19 protein-coding genes are annotated in these 17,212 nt (G+C 41.6%); 6 read left to right on the top strand and 13 right to left on the bottom strand.

Going from position 1 to position 17,212, the window contains the following annotated elements:
• Positions 1-159: 159 nt before the first annotated feature.
• The 8 genes from argA to ubiG all read right to left on the bottom strand — a co-directional run bounded on the left by argA (position 160) and on the right by ubiG (position 6,209).
• Positions 160-1,518: an amino-acid N-acetyltransferase gene (gene argA, locus B9T33_RS02120; RefSeq protein WP_086177290.1), complete on the bottom strand. Its 1,359-nt coding sequence runs from the start codon at positions 1,516-1,518 to the stop codon at positions 160-162.
• Positions 1,519-1,650: 132 nt separating this feature from the next.
• Entirely contained in the window at positions 1,651-2,061 is a 411-nt protein-coding gene (locus B9T33_RS02115) for an RcnB family protein (RefSeq protein ID WP_086177289.1), read from the bottom strand.
• A gap of 241 nt (positions 2,062-2,302) precedes the next feature.
• On the bottom strand, positions 2,303-2,713 hold the full coding sequence (locus B9T33_RS02110; protein ID WP_086177288.1) for an RcnB family protein: 411 nt from the start codon (positions 2,711-2,713) through the stop codon (positions 2,303-2,305).
• Positions 2,714-3,039: 326 nt separating this feature from the next.
• A complete protein-coding gene (locus B9T33_RS16430) occupies positions 3,040-3,195 on the bottom strand; it encodes a hypothetical protein (RefSeq protein ID WP_171263545.1) in 156 nt (51 codons plus the stop codon).
• 224 nt (positions 3,196-3,419) lie between these two features.
• Positions 3,420-3,839, bottom strand: coding sequence for a hypothetical protein (locus tag B9T33_RS02105; protein ID WP_086177287.1), 420 nt, complete (start codon positions 3,837-3,839; stop codon positions 3,420-3,422).
• A 172-nt stretch (positions 3,840-4,011) separates the two neighbouring features.
• A complete protein-coding gene (locus B9T33_RS02100; protein ID WP_086177286.1) occupies positions 4,012-4,758 on the bottom strand; it encodes a YciK family oxidoreductase in 747 nt (248 codons plus the stop codon).
• 35 nt (positions 4,759-4,793) lie between these two features.
• On the bottom strand, positions 4,794-5,492 hold the full coding sequence (locus B9T33_RS02095; RefSeq protein WP_086177285.1) for an HAD family hydrolase: 699 nt from the start codon (positions 5,490-5,492) through the stop codon (positions 4,794-4,796).
• Positions 5,493-6,209, bottom strand: coding sequence for a bifunctional 2-polyprenyl-6-hydroxyphenol methylase/3-demethylubiquinol 3-O-methyltransferase UbiG (ubiG, locus tag B9T33_RS02090; RefSeq protein ID WP_086177284.1), 717 nt, complete (start codon positions 6,207-6,209; stop codon positions 5,493-5,495). It abuts the gene before it with no gap.
• 183 nt (positions 6,210-6,392) lie between these two features.
• Here ubiG and B9T33_RS02085 point away from each other — a divergent pair, with 183 nt between their 5' ends.
• On the top strand, positions 6,393-7,010 hold the full coding sequence (locus tag B9T33_RS02085; protein WP_086177283.1) for a thiol:disulfide interchange protein DsbA/DsbL: 618 nt from the start codon (positions 6,393-6,395) through the stop codon (positions 7,008-7,010).
• A 93-nt stretch (positions 7,011-7,103) separates the two neighbouring features.
• Here B9T33_RS02085 and B9T33_RS02080 read toward each other — a convergent pair whose 3' ends face one another.
• Positions 7,104-7,772, bottom strand: a complete 669-nt coding sequence (locus B9T33_RS02080) for a TetR family transcriptional regulator (protein WP_086177282.1) — start codon at positions 7,770-7,772, stop codon at positions 7,104-7,106.
• 186 nt (positions 7,773-7,958) lie between these two features.
• Here B9T33_RS02080 and rph point away from each other — a divergent pair, with 186 nt between their 5' ends.
• Positions 7,959-8,675, top strand: a complete 717-nt coding sequence (gene rph / locus B9T33_RS02075) for a ribonuclease PH (protein WP_086177281.1) — start codon at positions 7,959-7,961, stop codon at positions 8,673-8,675.
• Positions 8,676-8,843: 168 nt separating this feature from the next.
• Here rph and nadC read toward each other — a convergent pair whose 3' ends face one another.
• Positions 8,844-9,689, bottom strand: a complete 846-nt coding sequence (gene nadC, locus B9T33_RS02070) for a carboxylating nicotinate-nucleotide diphosphorylase (RefSeq protein ID WP_086177280.1) — start codon at positions 9,687-9,689, stop codon at positions 8,844-8,846.
• A gap of 185 nt (positions 9,690-9,874) precedes the next feature.
• Between nadC and ampD the strand changes: the two genes are divergently transcribed.
• Positions 9,875-10,447 (top strand): 1,6-anhydro-N-acetylmuramyl-L-alanine amidase AmpD, encoded by a 573-nt coding sequence (ampD, locus tag B9T33_RS02065; RefSeq protein WP_086177279.1) that lies wholly within the window; start codon positions 9,875-9,877, stop codon positions 10,445-10,447.
• Between the two features lie 86 nt (positions 10,448-10,533).
• On the top strand, positions 10,534-12,075 hold the full coding sequence (gene murJ / locus B9T33_RS02060) for a murein biosynthesis integral membrane protein MurJ (RefSeq protein WP_086177278.1): 1,542 nt from the start codon (positions 10,534-10,536) through the stop codon (positions 12,073-12,075).
• Between the two features lie 150 nt (positions 12,076-12,225).
• Here murJ and B9T33_RS02055 read toward each other — a convergent pair whose 3' ends face one another.
• The gene (locus tag B9T33_RS02055) at positions 12,226-12,384 is read right to left on the bottom strand and encodes a DUF1328 domain-containing protein (protein WP_005006601.1); all 159 of its coding nucleotides are present in this window, start codon (positions 12,382-12,384) and stop codon (positions 12,226-12,228) included.
• Between the two features lie 165 nt (positions 12,385-12,549).
• Between B9T33_RS02055 and B9T33_RS02050 the strand changes: the two genes are divergently transcribed.
• Positions 12,550-13,002: a YcgN family cysteine cluster protein gene (locus B9T33_RS02050; RefSeq protein ID WP_086177277.1), complete on the top strand. Its 453-nt coding sequence runs from the start codon at positions 12,550-12,552 to the stop codon at positions 13,000-13,002.
• A 35-nt stretch (positions 13,003-13,037) separates the two neighbouring features.
• Here B9T33_RS02050 and B9T33_RS02045 read toward each other — a convergent pair whose 3' ends face one another.
• Together B9T33_RS02045 and B9T33_RS02040 are read right to left on the bottom strand one after the other, a co-directional pair.
• Positions 13,038-13,514, bottom strand: coding sequence for a DUF523 domain-containing protein (locus B9T33_RS02045; RefSeq protein ID WP_086177276.1), 477 nt, complete (start codon positions 13,512-13,514; stop codon positions 13,038-13,040).
• 20 nt (positions 13,515-13,534) lie between these two features.
• On the bottom strand, positions 13,535-15,664 hold the full coding sequence (locus B9T33_RS02040; protein ID WP_143223986.1) for an EAL domain-containing protein: 2,130 nt from the start codon (positions 15,662-15,664) through the stop codon (positions 13,535-13,537).
• A 248-nt stretch (positions 15,665-15,912) separates the two neighbouring features.
• On the opposite strand from B9T33_RS02040, the gene B9T33_RS02035 reads away from it, so the two are divergent.
• Positions 15,913-17,187 carry a replication-associated recombination protein A gene (locus B9T33_RS02035; RefSeq protein ID WP_086177275.1) on the top strand — a complete coding sequence of 425 codons (1,275 nt, stop codon included), beginning with the start codon at positions 15,913-15,915 and terminating at the stop codon, positions 17,185-17,187.
• The last annotated feature ends 25 nt before the right edge of the window (positions 17,188-17,212 follow it).

The following is a 17,212-nucleotide window of genomic DNA, read 5'->3' as shown; positions in this document are numbered from 1 at the left end:
ATATGAAAATAAAGAGTTTTAAGTGTTTGAATTTATGATTGAATTTTTTATTATCAGAATAAAATATAAGGATTTTAGTGTACAGGGAAAGAGTAGCGCCTAAATTACGGCGCTATTTTAGATATAGATATGCAAAATTCAGATAAATCCTATAAAAAGTTAGCCTTCAAGTGACTTTTTGCAGACCAATGAATTACGTTGATAGTTATATAGTGCTTGTCGTGCATTGGGCAGATCATCGACACTCACTTGTTCAAAACCTTGTTCTAAGAACCAATGTGCGGTGCGTGTGGTTAAAATGAACAACTGTTCAATGCCCAAGGTACGCGCTTTTTCTTCAAGGTAATGTAGGATTTGGCTACCTCGATTGGATTTTCGATAGCTCGGATGAACTGCTACACAGGCAATCTCAGCAGAGCGCTTTTCATCCCCTGTCACAGGGATTGGATACAGTGCGGCACAGGCCAAAATGGTGCCGTCACGTTCAATCACGGCAAAATGTTCAATTTCATTTTCCAAACGTTCGCGAGAGCGATAGACCAAAATGCCTTCTTGTTCGAGTGGGCGGAGTAAACTGATTAAACCCACAACATCTTGAATATTGGCAGTACGCACATCTTCATAATGCGCATCGGTGATCATGGTGCCAGAACCATCACGAGTGAAAAGCTCTTCGACCAAAGCACCATCGTAGGCATACGAAATCAAATGAACGCGATGTACGCCTTGTAGTGAAGCCGTTTGGGCACCACGCAAATGCAGGGCAATATCTGGATTCGAGTCTTGGTATTTAAAAATATGTTGATCCAATTGATGCGGGGTAATTTCGCGCATCAATTGTCCATGTTCGTTATTTAAGCCATGTTGTTTGCCTAGGAAAATTAATTTATCTGCTTTTAAGCTAATCGCGGTTTTGGTCGCCACTTCTTCTGCCAATAAATTAAACACTTCACCAGTAGTGGAATAGCCCGTTGGCCCCAAGATGACGATGTTGTGACTGTCTAGATGGCGTTGAATGGCATCGATGTCGACCGAGCGAACTTCACCGGATAATTGAAAATCCACGCCATTTCGAATGCCATAAGGTTTTGCAGTGACTAGATTGCCCGAAACAACATCAATGCGTGCCCCATACATGGGAGAGTTGGCCAATCCCATAGATAACATGGCTTCAATTTGCAAACGAATGGAACCGACTGCATTCATTACTGCGGGCAATGCTTCACGTGTCGTGATACGACGGTGTTGATGAAATGGCGTTTGGATGTTGCTATTTTGCAGATTTAAACTAATTTGCGGACGAGCACCATGCACTAAAATTAAACGAATGCCAAGAGAGTGTAATAGAGCAACATCATGAATAATGTGTTGAAAGTTTTCATGTTGTAGGGCTTCACCGTCAAACATAATGACAAATGTTTTGTTACGGTGGGCATTGATATAAGGCGCAGAATGTCGGAACCAATGCACATATTGTAAGGTTGTGCTTGAAGAAGGTTCAGCGGAATTCGATTGCATGCCTATACTCGTTTAATCGCGGAGGATGTTCTGATTCTAAACAAAAAAATATCACTGCGGAAAACAAATATAAAAAAACACCTGAACGATGTTCAGGTGCTGGGAAAGGGACTTATTGAGACTGGGTTTAGATTAGCCGTTTTTAATTCGGATAATACGGTCAGTACGATCATTCACAAGGACATAGTCGCCATTAATTTTGTACCACTGTTGGTAACGACCTGTGTTAGGTAAACGGCGTGCTTCACGATCGCTGACTTTGTAACGACTTGAGTCGTAAGCACGTGGTAAAGATTGACCTACACGCCAATCACGGCTTGGGTTAACACGACGTGAGTCATTGCGGTCATAACGGTTGTTATTGTTCCAATTACTTGGACGATGGTTATTGTCCCAACGGTTGTCTTGGTAACGGTTATCCTGATGTTGATATGATGGGTGGTAGCGACGGTCATCTTGACGATGATCAGGGGCAGCCATCACTGCAGATGTTGCCATCAACGCTGAAATTGATAGAACCAAAGTCGATACGATTTTGTTCATGGGACACCTCTATACTTTTCTAATCTGTTTTGGATGATTCCAAATTAGCGAGAAAGTTCAGAGAAAGCGTGGGGGCAATATAGTTGAATTGTGAAATGTATGGAGGAAAATTGTAGATGTGTAAGTAGCTTGAAACCTACTGGGTGAAAGGCTTTGAGCTTAAGTGTTGAATTAACATCATAAAAAAAGCCCAGTAAAAAAACTGAGCTTTTAAATCTGTTCAAATTGAGTTCAATTTAACTTACATACCTAAAATTTTAAGAATGCTATTGCTGTCAGAGTTGACTAAAATATAGTCGTTATTAATCTTGTACCATTGCTGATTACGTGAAGGTTTCGGCAAATTGTGGTCTTTATAATCGACTTTGTAGCCATTACCACGATAATGTTGTGGCATCACATAGCCTGTTTGCCATTTGTGTTGTTGCAAACGTTTGACTCCGCGTTCTTCACGCATACGGCGTCGATCTTCAATATCGCCATCGTCCTGATTGCCACGGAAGTCACGATCTTTTTTCATATGACCATAAGCATTACCGCGTGGGCCATCAAAGCCACGTTCATCGTTATTGAAGTGAGGAGCCGCAGATAGCATGCTGCTAGTCATCAAAGCACTGAAAGAAAGAGCCAATATTGGCAAAATCTTTTTCATGTTCAACCCTCATTAGTTATTGATCTTCAATACAACTACTGTACGCATTAAATGCAGAGAAACTGTGAAGAAAGATGAATATTTTTTTAAATAAAACGAAGAGATTGCGAATATTATGCGACAAATTTGGACGCAAGAACAATCCTCTACATGCTATAGCCTAAAAAATCACACCGGCTGCTGTCAAATGAAAATGACGGTGTCTATTCAGAAAATGGACGAGCATTGAAAATAAATATGAAATAAACATACCCATCTGGTCGAGATGGGTAAAAACAAAAAAATTGGAATTAAAATAGGTATTGAAGCCAAGGTTAAGACGCTTCTTAATACCACTGCTCATTGAGCTGTTGCAATGAGTAAATGGCTTGTGCAACCGATTCAGCCTGAACAGCATCATCTAAGGCAAGAATTAAGTTTTCAGTGAGTTGTAAATGTTCAATACAACGGATCGTTTCAGTTTTACGAATGAGGTCTGTCATGTTTCATGTCCTTGTACCTGACGCTAGATGCAAGACATGTTAGGTGAGAATGATTAAACTGGAAAACCGAATATAATGATTAAAATAATTTAAAATTACGATTAACGTGGCGGGCGATATCAACAATATTTTTAACATTGTTCGGTTCAAATTAAAAAAATTGAGATAAATAAGGCGATTGAATTCGCCTTATTTTTTAGATTTACATCGCACTGATTGAGCTTTTAGTACGCATATTTTAGATCGGTGTAATCAGAAATTGATTTTTGAACATGCGCTTGAATAAATTCATTGACATCTTCTGGGGTCATGGCTTGACCTTGTTTGGTGATGACATGCTCAAAGGGTGCTTGTTCTTGTGCAGTAATGCGGTAAACAAAGTTGGTGATCACTTGATAAGCTGCTTCTTGTTTTTGAATGCAGGTTACGTAGAAATAAGCATGTTCAAAGTTTAAATCGGTGTGTGAGAAAATAAATTGTTCAAAGAGTTTGGCATTTTGTCCAACTTCGAGTGCTTGTAAATCATCGACAATGCTTGGATCGAATTTCATGCCATATTTTGCAGAAATTGGCTGACCTTCAACCAATAAGTTGACCATGCCGTCTTCTGTAGGCGTAACCGTAATATTGCTAAAATCTGACATGCGAGGGTCCACTGTATTTAAAAATTGCCCTCAAGTATCGGCAAATTTAGTAAAAACTCAAGTCAACTTTCGAGTATCACACAATGAAGTGGCGTCTTTCATCACAATTGATGCGCTTCAACGCATAAAAAAGGAAGCCGAAGCTTCCTTTAATTAAAATCCGTCAAAGGGATTAATCTTGAGCATCAATACTTTCACCGTTCAGATGTAAGCTGTCATTCCCCATCAAATAAAGATAGGCAGGCATGATGTTTTCAGGGGTAGGCAAGGTTTTTGGATCTTCATCTGGATAAGCTTTAGCTCGCATCGCAGTACGTGTTGCACCAGGGTTGATGCAATTAAAACGGATATTCGGATGCGCATTTTCTTTGGCAAAGAGTGTGCTGACGGCTTCAATCGCAATTTTGGACACCGAATAAGCACCCCAACGTTCACGCGCTTCACGTCCAACCCCTGAACTGGCAAAAACCACAGAAGCATGTTCAGATTTTTGCAGTAAAGGCATTAATTCTTGAGTCAAAACAAAGGGTGCACGTAGGTTAACCGCCATGACATCATCCCAAACATCGACAGGATAATGCGCAAGTTCGGTACGTTCACCTAAAATGCCGGCATTATGCAAAATGCCATCCAGTCGACCGAATTGCTTTTCAAGGGTATCGACCAGAAGTTCGTAATCACGAGGAGAAGCACTCGAAAGTTGTAGCGGTAAAATAGCTGGTTGAGGTGCACCTAAACCTTCAATTTCATCGTAAATCACTTCGAGCTTATTCAGTGTACGACCATGTAGAACGACAGTTGCCCCATGTAAGGCATAACTGATGGCAGCTGCACGGCCAATTCCATCGCCCGCACCTGTAATCAGGATAATTCGATCTTTGAGTAGATCGGGGCGAGGTTGATATTCTGAATATTTCATCTGCACCTCCTCGTTTTATTGTGTTGTTTCTATCGTTATAAAGTAGCTGAAGAACGCGTTTGGGGTTGAATGACTAAGTGTTGAAGCACCTGTTGTAATTCAGCAACAGTATTCACTATACAATTAGCTTGCCACGCTGTTAAGTCATCTTTGTGCTGTAACGGTAAATATCCGTAAGCAGCTAATATTGTGTACATGTCCGCATGACGACCCGCATCGATGTCACGTGGATGATCACCGACATAGATACAGTCTTCAGGTGCAATCTGAATTTGTTTGGCTGCCAAATACATTGGTTCAGGATCAGGCTTGGTCTTGCTGACATCTTCTGGGCAAACCAAAACCGCACAGCGCTCCGTTAAATTGAGCGCTTTGAGTAAAGCTTCACTCAGCCAACGAGGTTTATTGGTGACAATACCCCATGGAATTTGATGTTGTTCAAGTTCCGCCAAAAGCGGATACATGCCTTCAAACAGGTCTGTATCCACGGCAATATCTGCACCATACAGGTCTAAAAAGCGTTGACGATGCGCCAGAAAAACTGGGTCTGTAACGTCTAACTCAGGATAGACTAATTTCACCATAGCGCGTGCGCCTTCAGACACTTGGGTGCGAATGTCTTCAGCTGCGACCACTGCACAGCCTTTATCACGGCACATGTCTTGAATGATGCGAATAAAGTCGGCAGCAGTGTCAATTAAAGTACCATCAAGGTCAAACAATACGGCTTTCATTTATTTCGCTTCTTCTTTGACGGTGTGCACCATGTAATTCACATCGACATTTGGCGCAAGCCAATAACGCTTGGTGATTGGGTTGTAATGTAAGCCGGTCATGTCTTTGAGTTTAAGCTCGGCGCTACGAATATCGTGAGCCAACTCAGAAGGTTTAATAAATTTAGAATAATCGTGTGTGCCTTTCGCCAGCATACGTAAAATATATTCTGCGCCAATAATCGCAAATAAATAGGCTTTAGGATTGCGGTTAATAGTCGAGAAGAACACATGACCACCCGGCTTAACCAGTTTTTGACAGGCTAAAATAATCGATGCAGGATCGGGTACATGTTCGAGCATTTCCATACACGTCACGACGTCATATTGTCCAGCTTGTTCTTCTGCCAGTTGCTCTACAGGCACTTGGCGATATTCAATATTTTGCACATTTTCTTGTTCTGCATGTAGACGTGCAACATTCAACGGCGCTTCACCCATATCGATACCCAAAACTTGAGCACCACGGCGAGCCATGCTTTCTGCCAAAATACCGCCGCCACAACCGACATCTAACACTTTTTTGCCAGTGATGCCGCCAGCATGTTCATCAATCCAGTTTAAACGTAGGGGATTGATCATATGCAACGGGCGGAACTCAGAATGCTGATCCCACCATATGGCTGCGAAAGCTTCAAATTTGGCAATTTCTTGTGGATCAACATTCAATTGCGACATCGGTGTCACCTCAATCAAGTCTTTATAATTTAGAAAAAAGTTTAATGCGAGTTAGTGTAGCGTGTCTTGCAAAAAAAGCGATAAAAGCCGTAAAAAAGTTCACAGAATGAAAACGAAATCGACAGATTTGATTTATAGTGTTGCCATAAACTAATCATAATGATTTTGAGGACAATAAGTTCAATGAAAAAATTTCTTCTAGGCACGATTACAACGGCTATTTTGGCTTTTTCTGGCAGTGCGATGGCAACGCAGTTTGTCGCGGGGACTGATTACACGGTTATTCCAAAACCAATCAAAGTGGAACGTCCGGGTAAAATCGAAGTACGTGAATTCTTTTGGTATGGTTGCCCACACTGTTTCAAACTTGAACCACATATGCAGGCTTGGTTAAAACAGTTGCCTAAAGATGTTCGTTTTGTGCGTACACCAGCAGCGATGAACCCACTTTGGGAACAAGGTGCACGTGCTTACTATGCTTCTGAAGCTTTAGGTGTACGTCAACAAGCGCATTTACAATTATTCCATGACATTCATGCGGGTCAGAAAAATATTTTAGAACAAGGTGCATTTGCGAAGTTCTATACCCGTTATGGCGTACCTGAAGCGAAGTTTAACAGTACATTTAAGTCATTTGCTGTGTCATCTAAAATCGCTCAAGCGAAAAACTTAGCGGCTCAGTACCAATTAAGTGGTGTGCCAGCAATTACGGTGAATGGTAAATACATCGTACAAGGTGAAGATGCGCGTACCGTTGAAATCGTGAAGTTCCTTGTCGACAAAGAACGTAAAGCTAAATAAGATTGATATTGGAAAAGCCGCATTCATTTGCGGCTTTTTTTATGCCATTTTAAAATTCAATGGTGCTTAGATATTATCTCAAAATATCCCCAATTATGGTTCTGAGGACGTTTGATTGGCCAAAGAGCGATCCCAATGCAAAATACCTCGGAACATGAGCTGTACTTGAGTCTGTGCTTGACGACGAAATTGTTGCAACGCTTCATGTTGCTGTGGCGTAGTTGGTTGACGTTGTAGATCAATCCATTGCATGGCCCAGCTTAGGGTCAATTCAAACAGAATTTGTGCAAGAACCTTGAGGTCCTGCTCAGACTGAATATGTTGTGTCGCTTCGATCTTTGAAAGCGCTTGTGCGAGATCTGAACTGAGGAATTTGAATTCACGTGCAATCGCGTGACGCAGCGCTTGTGAACCACCCCAACGCTCTGCAATGAGGAACATCCAAGCTTCTGGAAAATCTTCAACAGCATGAAATAAATAATCAAGGCTGGTGCGGGTATGTATTTCGGTGGGCTGAAAATATTGCTGACTGAGTTGGTTGAGCACATTTTTGAGATAGAGGGACATTTGATCGACCAGCTCAAGGCCGAGCTCATCCATGTCTTGAAAATGTCGATAAAATGCCGCTGGCACTAAGCCCACATGGCGGGAAATTTCACGCAAACTTAAGCTACTAAACGAACGCCCTGTCGTACTCAGTGACAATGCGGCATCGAGTATGGCTTTTCGACTTTGTTGTTTGCGTTCTTCCCGTATCGACATGCAATTCTTCCTGAAATTTGCGAATGCTCAGTTTAGCAAATTTCCAATATTCACACGACGATAAAACGCAGCTGCACAAGCGCAACAGATGAAGGGATTTTGTAAATGCAGTACATGATCACCGAATCTTATGCTGCCTTCTGTTATAATACGTCGCAATCAATTTTGTCAGATTAAGGACTCATTATGCGTATCGACCAACGAGCATTAGATCAATTACGTGAAGTAAAAATTACCCGTAACTACACACGTTATGCGGAAGGTTCAGTATTGGTTGAATTTGGTCATACAAAAGTTCTTTGTACTGCAAGTGTTGACAACTCAGTACCTCGTTTCTTGAAAGGTAAGGGCCAAGGTTGGGTAACGGCTGAATATGGTATGTTGCCACGTTCTACACACACACGTAGTGATCGTGAAGCCGCTCGTGGTAAACAAAGTGGTCGTACACAAGAAATTCAACGTTTGATTGGTCGTAGCTTACGTGCCATGGTGGATTTGAAAAAACTCGGTGAAAACACCGTTAGCATCGACTGTGATGTGATCCAAGCCGATGGCGGTACACGTACAGCATCGATTACAGGCGCTGCGGTTGCTTTAATTGATGCCATGAATGTGTTGCTTGAAAATAAAAAAATCAAACAAGATCCACTAAAAGGCTTAGTAGCAGCAGTATCTGTAGGCATGTACCAAGACGAAGCTTTGCTTGATCTATGCTATGAAGAAGATTCAAACTGTCAAACAGACTTAAATGTAGTCATGACGCAAGCAGGTGAGTTCATTGAGCTACAAGGAACTGCCGAAGACAAACCATTTACGCGCGTACAATGTAACGAAATGCTTGAATTGGCTGAAAAAGGTATTCAAGAACTGATTAAAAAACAACAAGAAGCTTTAGGCTGGTAAGTTATTTACCGACACTTTGGTTATCGTTGTAAAAAACGCACCATTTGGTGCGTTTTTTCGTTTTGTATCGGATTTAAAGACTAAATTTTAATTCTTCTGCTTAAAAAATAAACGCAAAAAACCAAAATTTAAAAATTTGTGCTTCGCACAAGCCATAACCCATACATCTTAGCCATTAAAACGCATCGACAAATCAACCGCTTTAACATCTTTGGTGAGTACACCCATCGAAATATAATCCACACCAGTGGTTGCGACTTCGCGCAAATTAGCAAGGGTAATATTTCCCGATGCTTCAAGTTTACAGCGTCCAGCCACATGTTTAACCGCATCAATCATTTGCTGTTGGCTAAAGTTATCGAGCATGACAATGTCCGCACCAGCCTCTAAAGCTTGGTTGAGTTCATCCCAAGTTTCCACTTCCACTTCAACGGGTTTACCCGGTGCAATGGCATGTGCTTTGGCAATGGCTTGCTTAATCCCACCAGCAGCCATAATGTGGTTTTCTTTAATCAAAAAGGCATCAAACAAACCCAAACGGTGGTTTTGACCACCACCAACAGCGACTGCATACTTTTGAGCGATACGCAGACCCGGTAGGGTTTTACGGGTGTCTAGTAACTTGGTATTTAAACCTTCGAGTTGTTGCACATATTCAGCTGTTTTAGTGGCAACCGCAGATAATGTTTGCACAAAATTGAGCGCAGGGCGTTCAACCGTCAGTAAGCTACGTGCTGAACCTGCCAATTTAAAAAAAGCATCGCCAGCGGCAACACGCTCACCTTCATTTTTTAGCCAAGTGACCTGTACGGTTGGATCAAAGGTTTGAATGAGAGCATTGACCCAAGGTTGACCTGCCAGCACCATATCTTCACGGCTAATAATCGTTGCAGTGGCTTGTTCATCTTCTGGAGTTAAAAGGGCAGTGATATCGCCAGAACCAATATCTTCTTGTAGTGCTTGTTGAATATTGATTTGGATAGATTGTTCAAGCAAAGATTGCGATATGCTCATAAGAAATTCCGTATCTTTTTTAACCCGAGAAAATGTGCGCGCTATATTAGCATTGTTCATGAAAAATGAGCGATTTTTAACAGTAATCACAAACTAGATTTGAGAAATATCAATGAAAGTTTTAGCATGAAAGCCTTTAGGCTCTGATCTAAAATTCACGAGCAATGCAGACTCAGGATCACTTTATGTCACAGGCAACAACATTTCAGGTTCAGGATGGGCAGCTCATCGGTGCACGGCAAATCCCTTCACCGAATTTTAATCAACGCCCCGCAGACACCGAAATTCAGCTTGTGGTGATTCATAATATTAGTTTGCCACCTTCCCAATTTGGTGGTGGTTATATTGAAAAATTTTTTCAAAATCAATTAGATTGGTCAGTACATCCATATTTTCAAAGCATTGAAGGGATGGAAGTTTCTACGCATTTATTGATCTTGCGTACAGGTGAAGTGCTGCAATTTGTGAATTTTAATGATCGTGCTTGGCATGCAGGGCGCTCAACCTATTTAGCTCATAAAGAATGCAATGATTATTCGATTGGTATTGAACTAGAAGGCAGTGACGACCTCCCATTTGAACAAGCTCAATATGATGTATTGACGGAGGTTGTGGCATGTTTACAAGAAACTTATCCAAAAATTCAACAACATATTGCAGGACATTCTGATATTGCACCGGGTCGTAAAACGGATCCGGGCCCATTTTTTCAATGGACTGAATTTCGCCAACAGTTACGTGATTTTAAAAACAAATAAACAACACACTCTGCGTTCAATAAACCAATGAAATTTATGATCGAGTTTCATTACAATAGGCGCACTTTCAAAAGCGAGTAAAAGCGATGGCGCTTTGGCGTTCGACTGTCATTGTCAGTGCAATGACGATGCTGTCCCGAGTCTTGGGACTGGTACGGGATATTGTCCTGTTAAATGTATTTGGGGCAGGTAAAGACTTCGATACCTTTGTCGTGGCTTTTCGTATTCCTAACTTTTTTAGGCGATTGTTTGCAGAAGGGGCATTTTCACAGGCCTTTATTCCTGTTCTAACTGAATATAAAACCGGTCGAACCCATGCAGAAGTTCAGATTCTGATTAGCCGCGTGTTTGGTTGTTTAGGTCTGGTGATGACCAGCCTGACCTTCATTGCGATGGTGGCCGCACCTGCAATTATTTATATCTATGCACCGGGTTTCCATGACGACCCAGAGAAATTTGCATTGGCAACGGATATGTTCCGCCTGACCATTCCATATTTACTGTTTATGTCATTAACAGCATTTGCCAGCAGTATTCTCAATAGTTATGGTTCGTTCAGTACCCCAGCATTTTCACCGGTATTGCTCAATGTGGCGATGATTGCTGGCGCATGGTGGTTAACACCATATATGGCTGAACCGATTATGGCGTTGGGTTGGTCGGTGGTTGCGGCAGGCTTCTTACAATTGGCAATTCAAATTCCTGAATTGTGGCGCAAGAAATTATTGATTCCACCGAAAGTCGACTTCAAACATGAAGGTGTCGATCGCATCATGAAATTGATGTTGCCAGCATTGTTTGGTGTCTCAGTCACACAAATTAACTTACTACTCAACACTATTTGGGCGTCTTTCATGCAAGATGGTTCAGTATCGTGGTTATATAGTGCAGAACGGATGACCGAGTTACCATTGGGCTTAATTGGGGTGGCGATTGGTACCGTGATCTTACCGTCGCTGTCTGCACGTCATGCCGAGCAAGATCAAGACAAATTCCGCAAAATGATTGATTGGGCGGCTAAAGTGATTGTTTTGGTGGGTGTACCTGCCAGTATTGCGCTGTTTATGTTGTCAACACCGATTATTCAAACTTTGTTTGAGCGCGGACAATTTACTTTTGAAGATACTCAAATGACAGCTTTAGCCTTGCAATGTATGAGTGCAGGGGTCATTTCATTCATGTTGATTAAAGTCTTTGCACCAGGGTTCTATGCGCAGCAAGACACCAAGACTCCTGTACGGGTCGGCTTGATGTCCGTTGCAGCCAATGCGATTTTGAACGTAATTTTTATTGGGTTCTTCAAACTGATCGACTGGCATGCAGAGCACATGGCGTTGGCGTTGGCCTCATCAGGATCTGCTTTAGTAAATGCAGGCATGCTGTATTTCTATCTGCATAAACGTAATATTTTCCGCTTTGGGAGCCATTGGAAAAAATTGATCGTGCAATTTGCAATGGCCAATATTGCGATGATTGCCGCGCTGTGGTTTGGTCTGACGTGGTATAACGGTGATGTTTCTGCGTGGATGCGTGTGGCAGAACTGCTGGTACTCTGTGTCGTAGGTGTTGTCGCGTATGGGATCGCTTTGATTGCGACTGGATTTAGACCACGTCATTTAAAACCATAATTGTGTATAGATGGTTAAAATGTTCAGATTGAAATAAAAAAATAAGAGCCGTTAGGCTCTTATTTTTTTATCTGGCTAAACAGCATTGAATTTAGTTTGTGTGAAAACCGTTTTTAAGTTTAGAAAAACAATTGAAGGTCCTCATTTGATCTAAACTTTTCCTCGAGAGAGGAAGCCAACAATTGCGAGAATGACTGCAATAACCAAGAGAATAACGGCAAAGTCTTTGGATAAACCTGCAACACCACCGAAACCTAGCAGACTAGCAATCAATGCAATTACAGCGAAAATAATAGCCCAACGGAACATAGTTTTTCTCCAAGTGATTTTTATTCTGTGTATTCAGTATAGGAGTGCTACACCTAGGTCTATGTATTCTTTTGTTTATTAAATGTGCAATATTCGGTAACTTAAACTGAGAAAATTTACACAGGCTCAGCTAATATGCCTGCCAACCTTGTTTCGAGCTAGATTATGACAGACACCTTGCGCCCTCATTTCTGGAAAAAGTATGCATTAACCGAATTGACTCATCTTGAATGGGAGTCACTTTGTGATGGGTGTGGTTTGTGTTGTTTAATTAAACTTGAAGATGAAGATACACATGAAGTGGCTTACACCAAGGTGGCCTGTAAACTTTTAGACTGTGAAACAGCCAGTTGTTCTGATTATCCCAACCGTAAAGCAGCTGTGCCAGATTGTATTCGTTTAACGCCTGAACAAATCGACCAATTTCATTGGTTACCCCCGAGCTGTGCATATCGACGAATTTCAGAAGGCAAAGGTCTTCCGCGTTGGCATCATTTGTTGACGGGTAGCCGAGACAGTATTTTGGTTGCACGGAAGTCAGCTGCGGGGCGTTGTATCAGTGAGGAGTTGGTAAACCCGGATGATATTGAAGATTATATTGTGCGTTGGGTACGTTAATTTAGATCTAAAATTGCTAGATGTCAGTCTCAGCTTTAAAGCTGATCTTGTACCAGATCAATGAAATCTTGTTCAGAAATTACTTGAAAACCATGCTGCTTGAGCAAAGCAGCAGTAACCCCATGACCGTGAATTTTAGTGCGGGTAAACGTACCATCATAAATATAGTGTGTACCACAAGATGGGCTATTGTCCTTCAATACCACGACATCGACTTTATGCTGTTGTGCCAAAGCGAGCATGCGCTGAGCTCCAGCAATAAACTCGGCACTGACATCGACGCCTAAAACATCTTTGACTTGAGCGCTGCCAGTAAGTACGTCGGATGCTTGACCATTTTGAATTTCAGCAGGGAAGCGGGGGCAACTTAAGCCACCAAGCATTTCTGGGCAGGCGGTGACCACGTCATGGGTTTGCATTAATTGAAGAATCACATGCTGCATATTGGAGGTTGCATCATAGCGAACGGCTTGGCCTGCAAGGCAGGCACTGACTAAATATTTAAGCTGCATAGTTTCATGCTCCAAAAAGCTTAGCTATTCAACAGCTCCACGGCCTTGTCATAGCTCAACGGGCGATAGAAATAAAAGCCCTGTCCAATATGGCAGTCACATGCTTTTAGTGTATCGACTTGTTCTGAGTGTTCAATCCCTTCAACCAAAATATTCATGGAAACACTTGCACCTATTTGTGTAATCGCTTTGACAATCGCCAATGCCGAACTATCCGTATGCATTCGTTCCACAAAATTACGGTCTATTTTAATGCAATCGACAGGATAATTACTGAGTCGTGTGAGGGAAGAGTGCCCAGTTCCGAAGTCATCAAGTGAAATGCGTATTCCATTTTTTTTCAATAAATGTAGAGCGCGAATCACATAATTGGCACCGCGTTCAGACAAACTTTGTTCGGTAATTTCTAATTCGATGATCTCTGGCGAAATATGATATTCCTGCAAACGTTGTAGCATTTTTTCTGCATAATCATCACGTAAAAATTCAACTGGCGCTGCATTAATCGAAATCGGTAACGGTTGCAGTCCTTTGGCAATCCAGCGCTGAATATCCTGAAAAATTTTAATTTGCATGATTTCACTGATACGTGAAGCCAATTCATAATCTTGAAATGCTGCAAAAATTTGAGACGGTAGCTGTATTTGCTGATCTTCATCATACCAACGTAATAATGCTTCGAATCCTACCACTTTAGCGTCACTGAGACGTACTTTAGGCTGGTAATAAGGAACAATTTGGTCTGATTGAATAATACTGCGTGCAAGGGTTAATTGGCGGGTGGTATTTTCAAGAGTTTTTAACATGGTCGGGCTAAACATTCGCACCCCACCACGACCACTGTTTTTCAAATCATTTAAAGCAATATCTGCACATTTAAGTAAATTAGAGGTGCTTTGTGCATCACGTGGATAAGTGGAGCAACCAATACTCATACCAATATTGATATATTGTTCATTATAGAGAATTGGAAGATCCATTTGTTGATAGGCAATATGAGCTATTTCAAGCAACTCGTCTTCAGATGCTAACTGAGGAATGAGGATCGCAAATTCATCGCCCCCCAAACGTGAAACCACGATACCGGGCGGAAAGCATTGTTGAAAGCGTTGACCTAGACTATGTAGTAAATGATCTCCCGCAATATGTCCCAAGGTATCATTCACATGTTTAAAATAATCTAAATCAATCAGTAATAGACCCAATTGCTGCTGTTTATCTTGGGTCATTTTTAAATTATTTTTGAAGACTCGGCTAAATGCATGTCGATTTAAGAGCCCCGTTAAATCATCTTGTTCAATAATTTGCTGCAATTTAAATTCAGTTTTGCGTTGTAGGGTAATGTCACGCGAAACACATAAAATTTCTTTGGTTTGCCCATGCTGATCCAAAATTGGTGTTAATACATTGTCCCAATAGGCTGTCGGTTGATTCTCTAATTGGCTTTCACCCGAAAAACGTGAGGTTTTTCCTTGCACTGCTTCATTTAACGCAATTTGACCCGCAGCCCGCTCAGATTCCGGTATCAGCATTAACCAATCCATACCGAAATGCTTATCATCTGTGGGTATACCAAGTGCTAAACAGCCTGCTTGATTCATGTGGATGATTTGACCCTTAGGGCTGAGTAACTTTATACAATCCACACTGGCATCTAGCATAAAATTACGGCTTTCAACTTGATGTTGCAGCTGTTCAATGACCCCTAATTTAGGTTCCAGATCGATAAATTGCACCATGCATTGAGCAGCATCCAAGCTATCTTTGGTAAAAGTCACTTCTAAGCGTGTGCTGTGATAACACTGATCAGACTGCTTGAGACGAACCTGATATTGAAATGATTGCAGCAGTTGTTGTGATTGCTGCCACAGTGTTTGAAAATCTTCTCGTTCCTTTGGATGAATGAATGTCATCCAACATGCCATATCTGGCGGTAGATTCTCAATTTTAAAAAGTTGATAAAAGGCTTGGTTGGCATACACCTGTTGTTGTTTTAAATGCCAAATTGGTTGAGGAAATAGTTCTAAAAATTGCTGCATTTGCTGCAGTTCGTTGCTAGAGGTCTGTGCGTTATATTTTGAGAAAAAAGAATGACCATCGTCGCCTTGCTGAACTGGGGTACTTTGTAGTTGTTTACGTGATTGCTTCATACAATCTGTCCAATGGGTCAGGCAATTCGAAATTATAGATAGACCTGATCATACTGTAATTAGAATAATTTGGTATAAAAAGTCTTGTTACATTATAGTTAATATTCAACTTATCAAATTTACAACTGAGGCCGCTCTTTTAACAACCTTTCGTTGAATTGAAGGCATTAGAATTAAGCCAAGTGATTCGCTTAAAGCAGTGTTAGAATAACTTTGCCTTCCCCATTCGCCTGAAATGAAATAATAAAATGTCAGACAGTCATATTCCACTTCCCGAACGTCTTCGTCCACATGATTTATCTCAAATTATTGGGCAGGATCACCTCCTAGGTGAAGACGCACCCTTACGTCAGATGATTGATCAAGGTCACCTTCCTTCGATTATCTTTTGGGGTCCACCAGGCGTGGGGAAAACGACAATAGCCTTGTTATTGGCGCAAGCAGTAGACCGCCCATTTATCAGTCTTTCAGCCTTAAATACTGGGGTCAAAGAGCTGCGTGAAATCATTGCCGATGGTGGCGACTTGCTGACGCCTGTGGTCTTTATTGATGAAATACATCGTTTCAATAAATCACAACAAGATGCACTGCTGAATGCGGTGGAAAAAGGCAAAATTACTTTAATTGGGGCGACAACAGAAAACCCTTCCTTTGAAGTGAATAATGCGCTGCTGTCTCGTTGTCAGGTCTATACACTGAATGCCCTGAACAATGACGCCATTGAGACATTGCTCAATCAAGCGCTTCAGCAAGATGAGTTTTTAAAAGAGCGTTATATCCAAATTGAAGAATATGAGGCCCTGTTTCAATTTGCTGCGGGGGATGCACGCAAAGCCCTTAATTTATTAGATTTGATTGCCAGTACTTTTGAACCTGATCTGGAAAATCTCATCACCAATGCTATCGTTGTAAAAGTTGCACAGCAAAATATTGCCCGTTATGACAAGTCTGGTGAACAGCATTATGACTTAGTTTCGGCATTTATTAAGTCGATACGCGGTAGCGATCCTGATGCCGCACTCTACTGGATGGCACGAATGCTCAAAGGTGGGGAAGATCCAGTCTTTATTGCACGTCGTATGTTGATAGCAGCATCCGAAGATATAGGTAACTCTAATCCTAATGCATTGCTTTTGGCTGGCGAGTGCTTCCGTTCGGTACAAGCGGTAGGAATGCCCGAGTGCCGCATTATTTTGGGTCAATGCGCGGTTTATTTAGCAACCAGTGCGAAAAGTAACAGCACTTATTTGGCGATCAACAAAGCTTTAGAGTTGGCTGAGAAAACTTCGAACTTGCCAGTGCCTCTACATTTAAGGAATGCACCGACCAAAATGATGAAAGAACAGGGCTATGGTGTGGATTATCTCTATCCACACAATTATCCAGAGCATTTTGTCATGCAGGACTACTTACCGCCTGAGTTAAAAGGCACTAAATTGTATGAGTCGGCACGTAATAAGCGTGAGGTCGAAGGTGAGCGTTTGCAGCAGCGCCGCTGGATGCAGCAGCAACAGCAACAATAAGATTCAATGATTTTAATTTATATTT

It is taken from the genome of Acinetobacter sp. ANC 5054 (assembly GCF_002135295.1).
GTDB lineage: Bacteria > Pseudomonadota > Gammaproteobacteria > Pseudomonadales > Moraxellaceae > Acinetobacter.
Note: the sequence above shows the minus strand (reverse complement) of the source record. Positions and strands in the feature narration are given on the sequence as shown.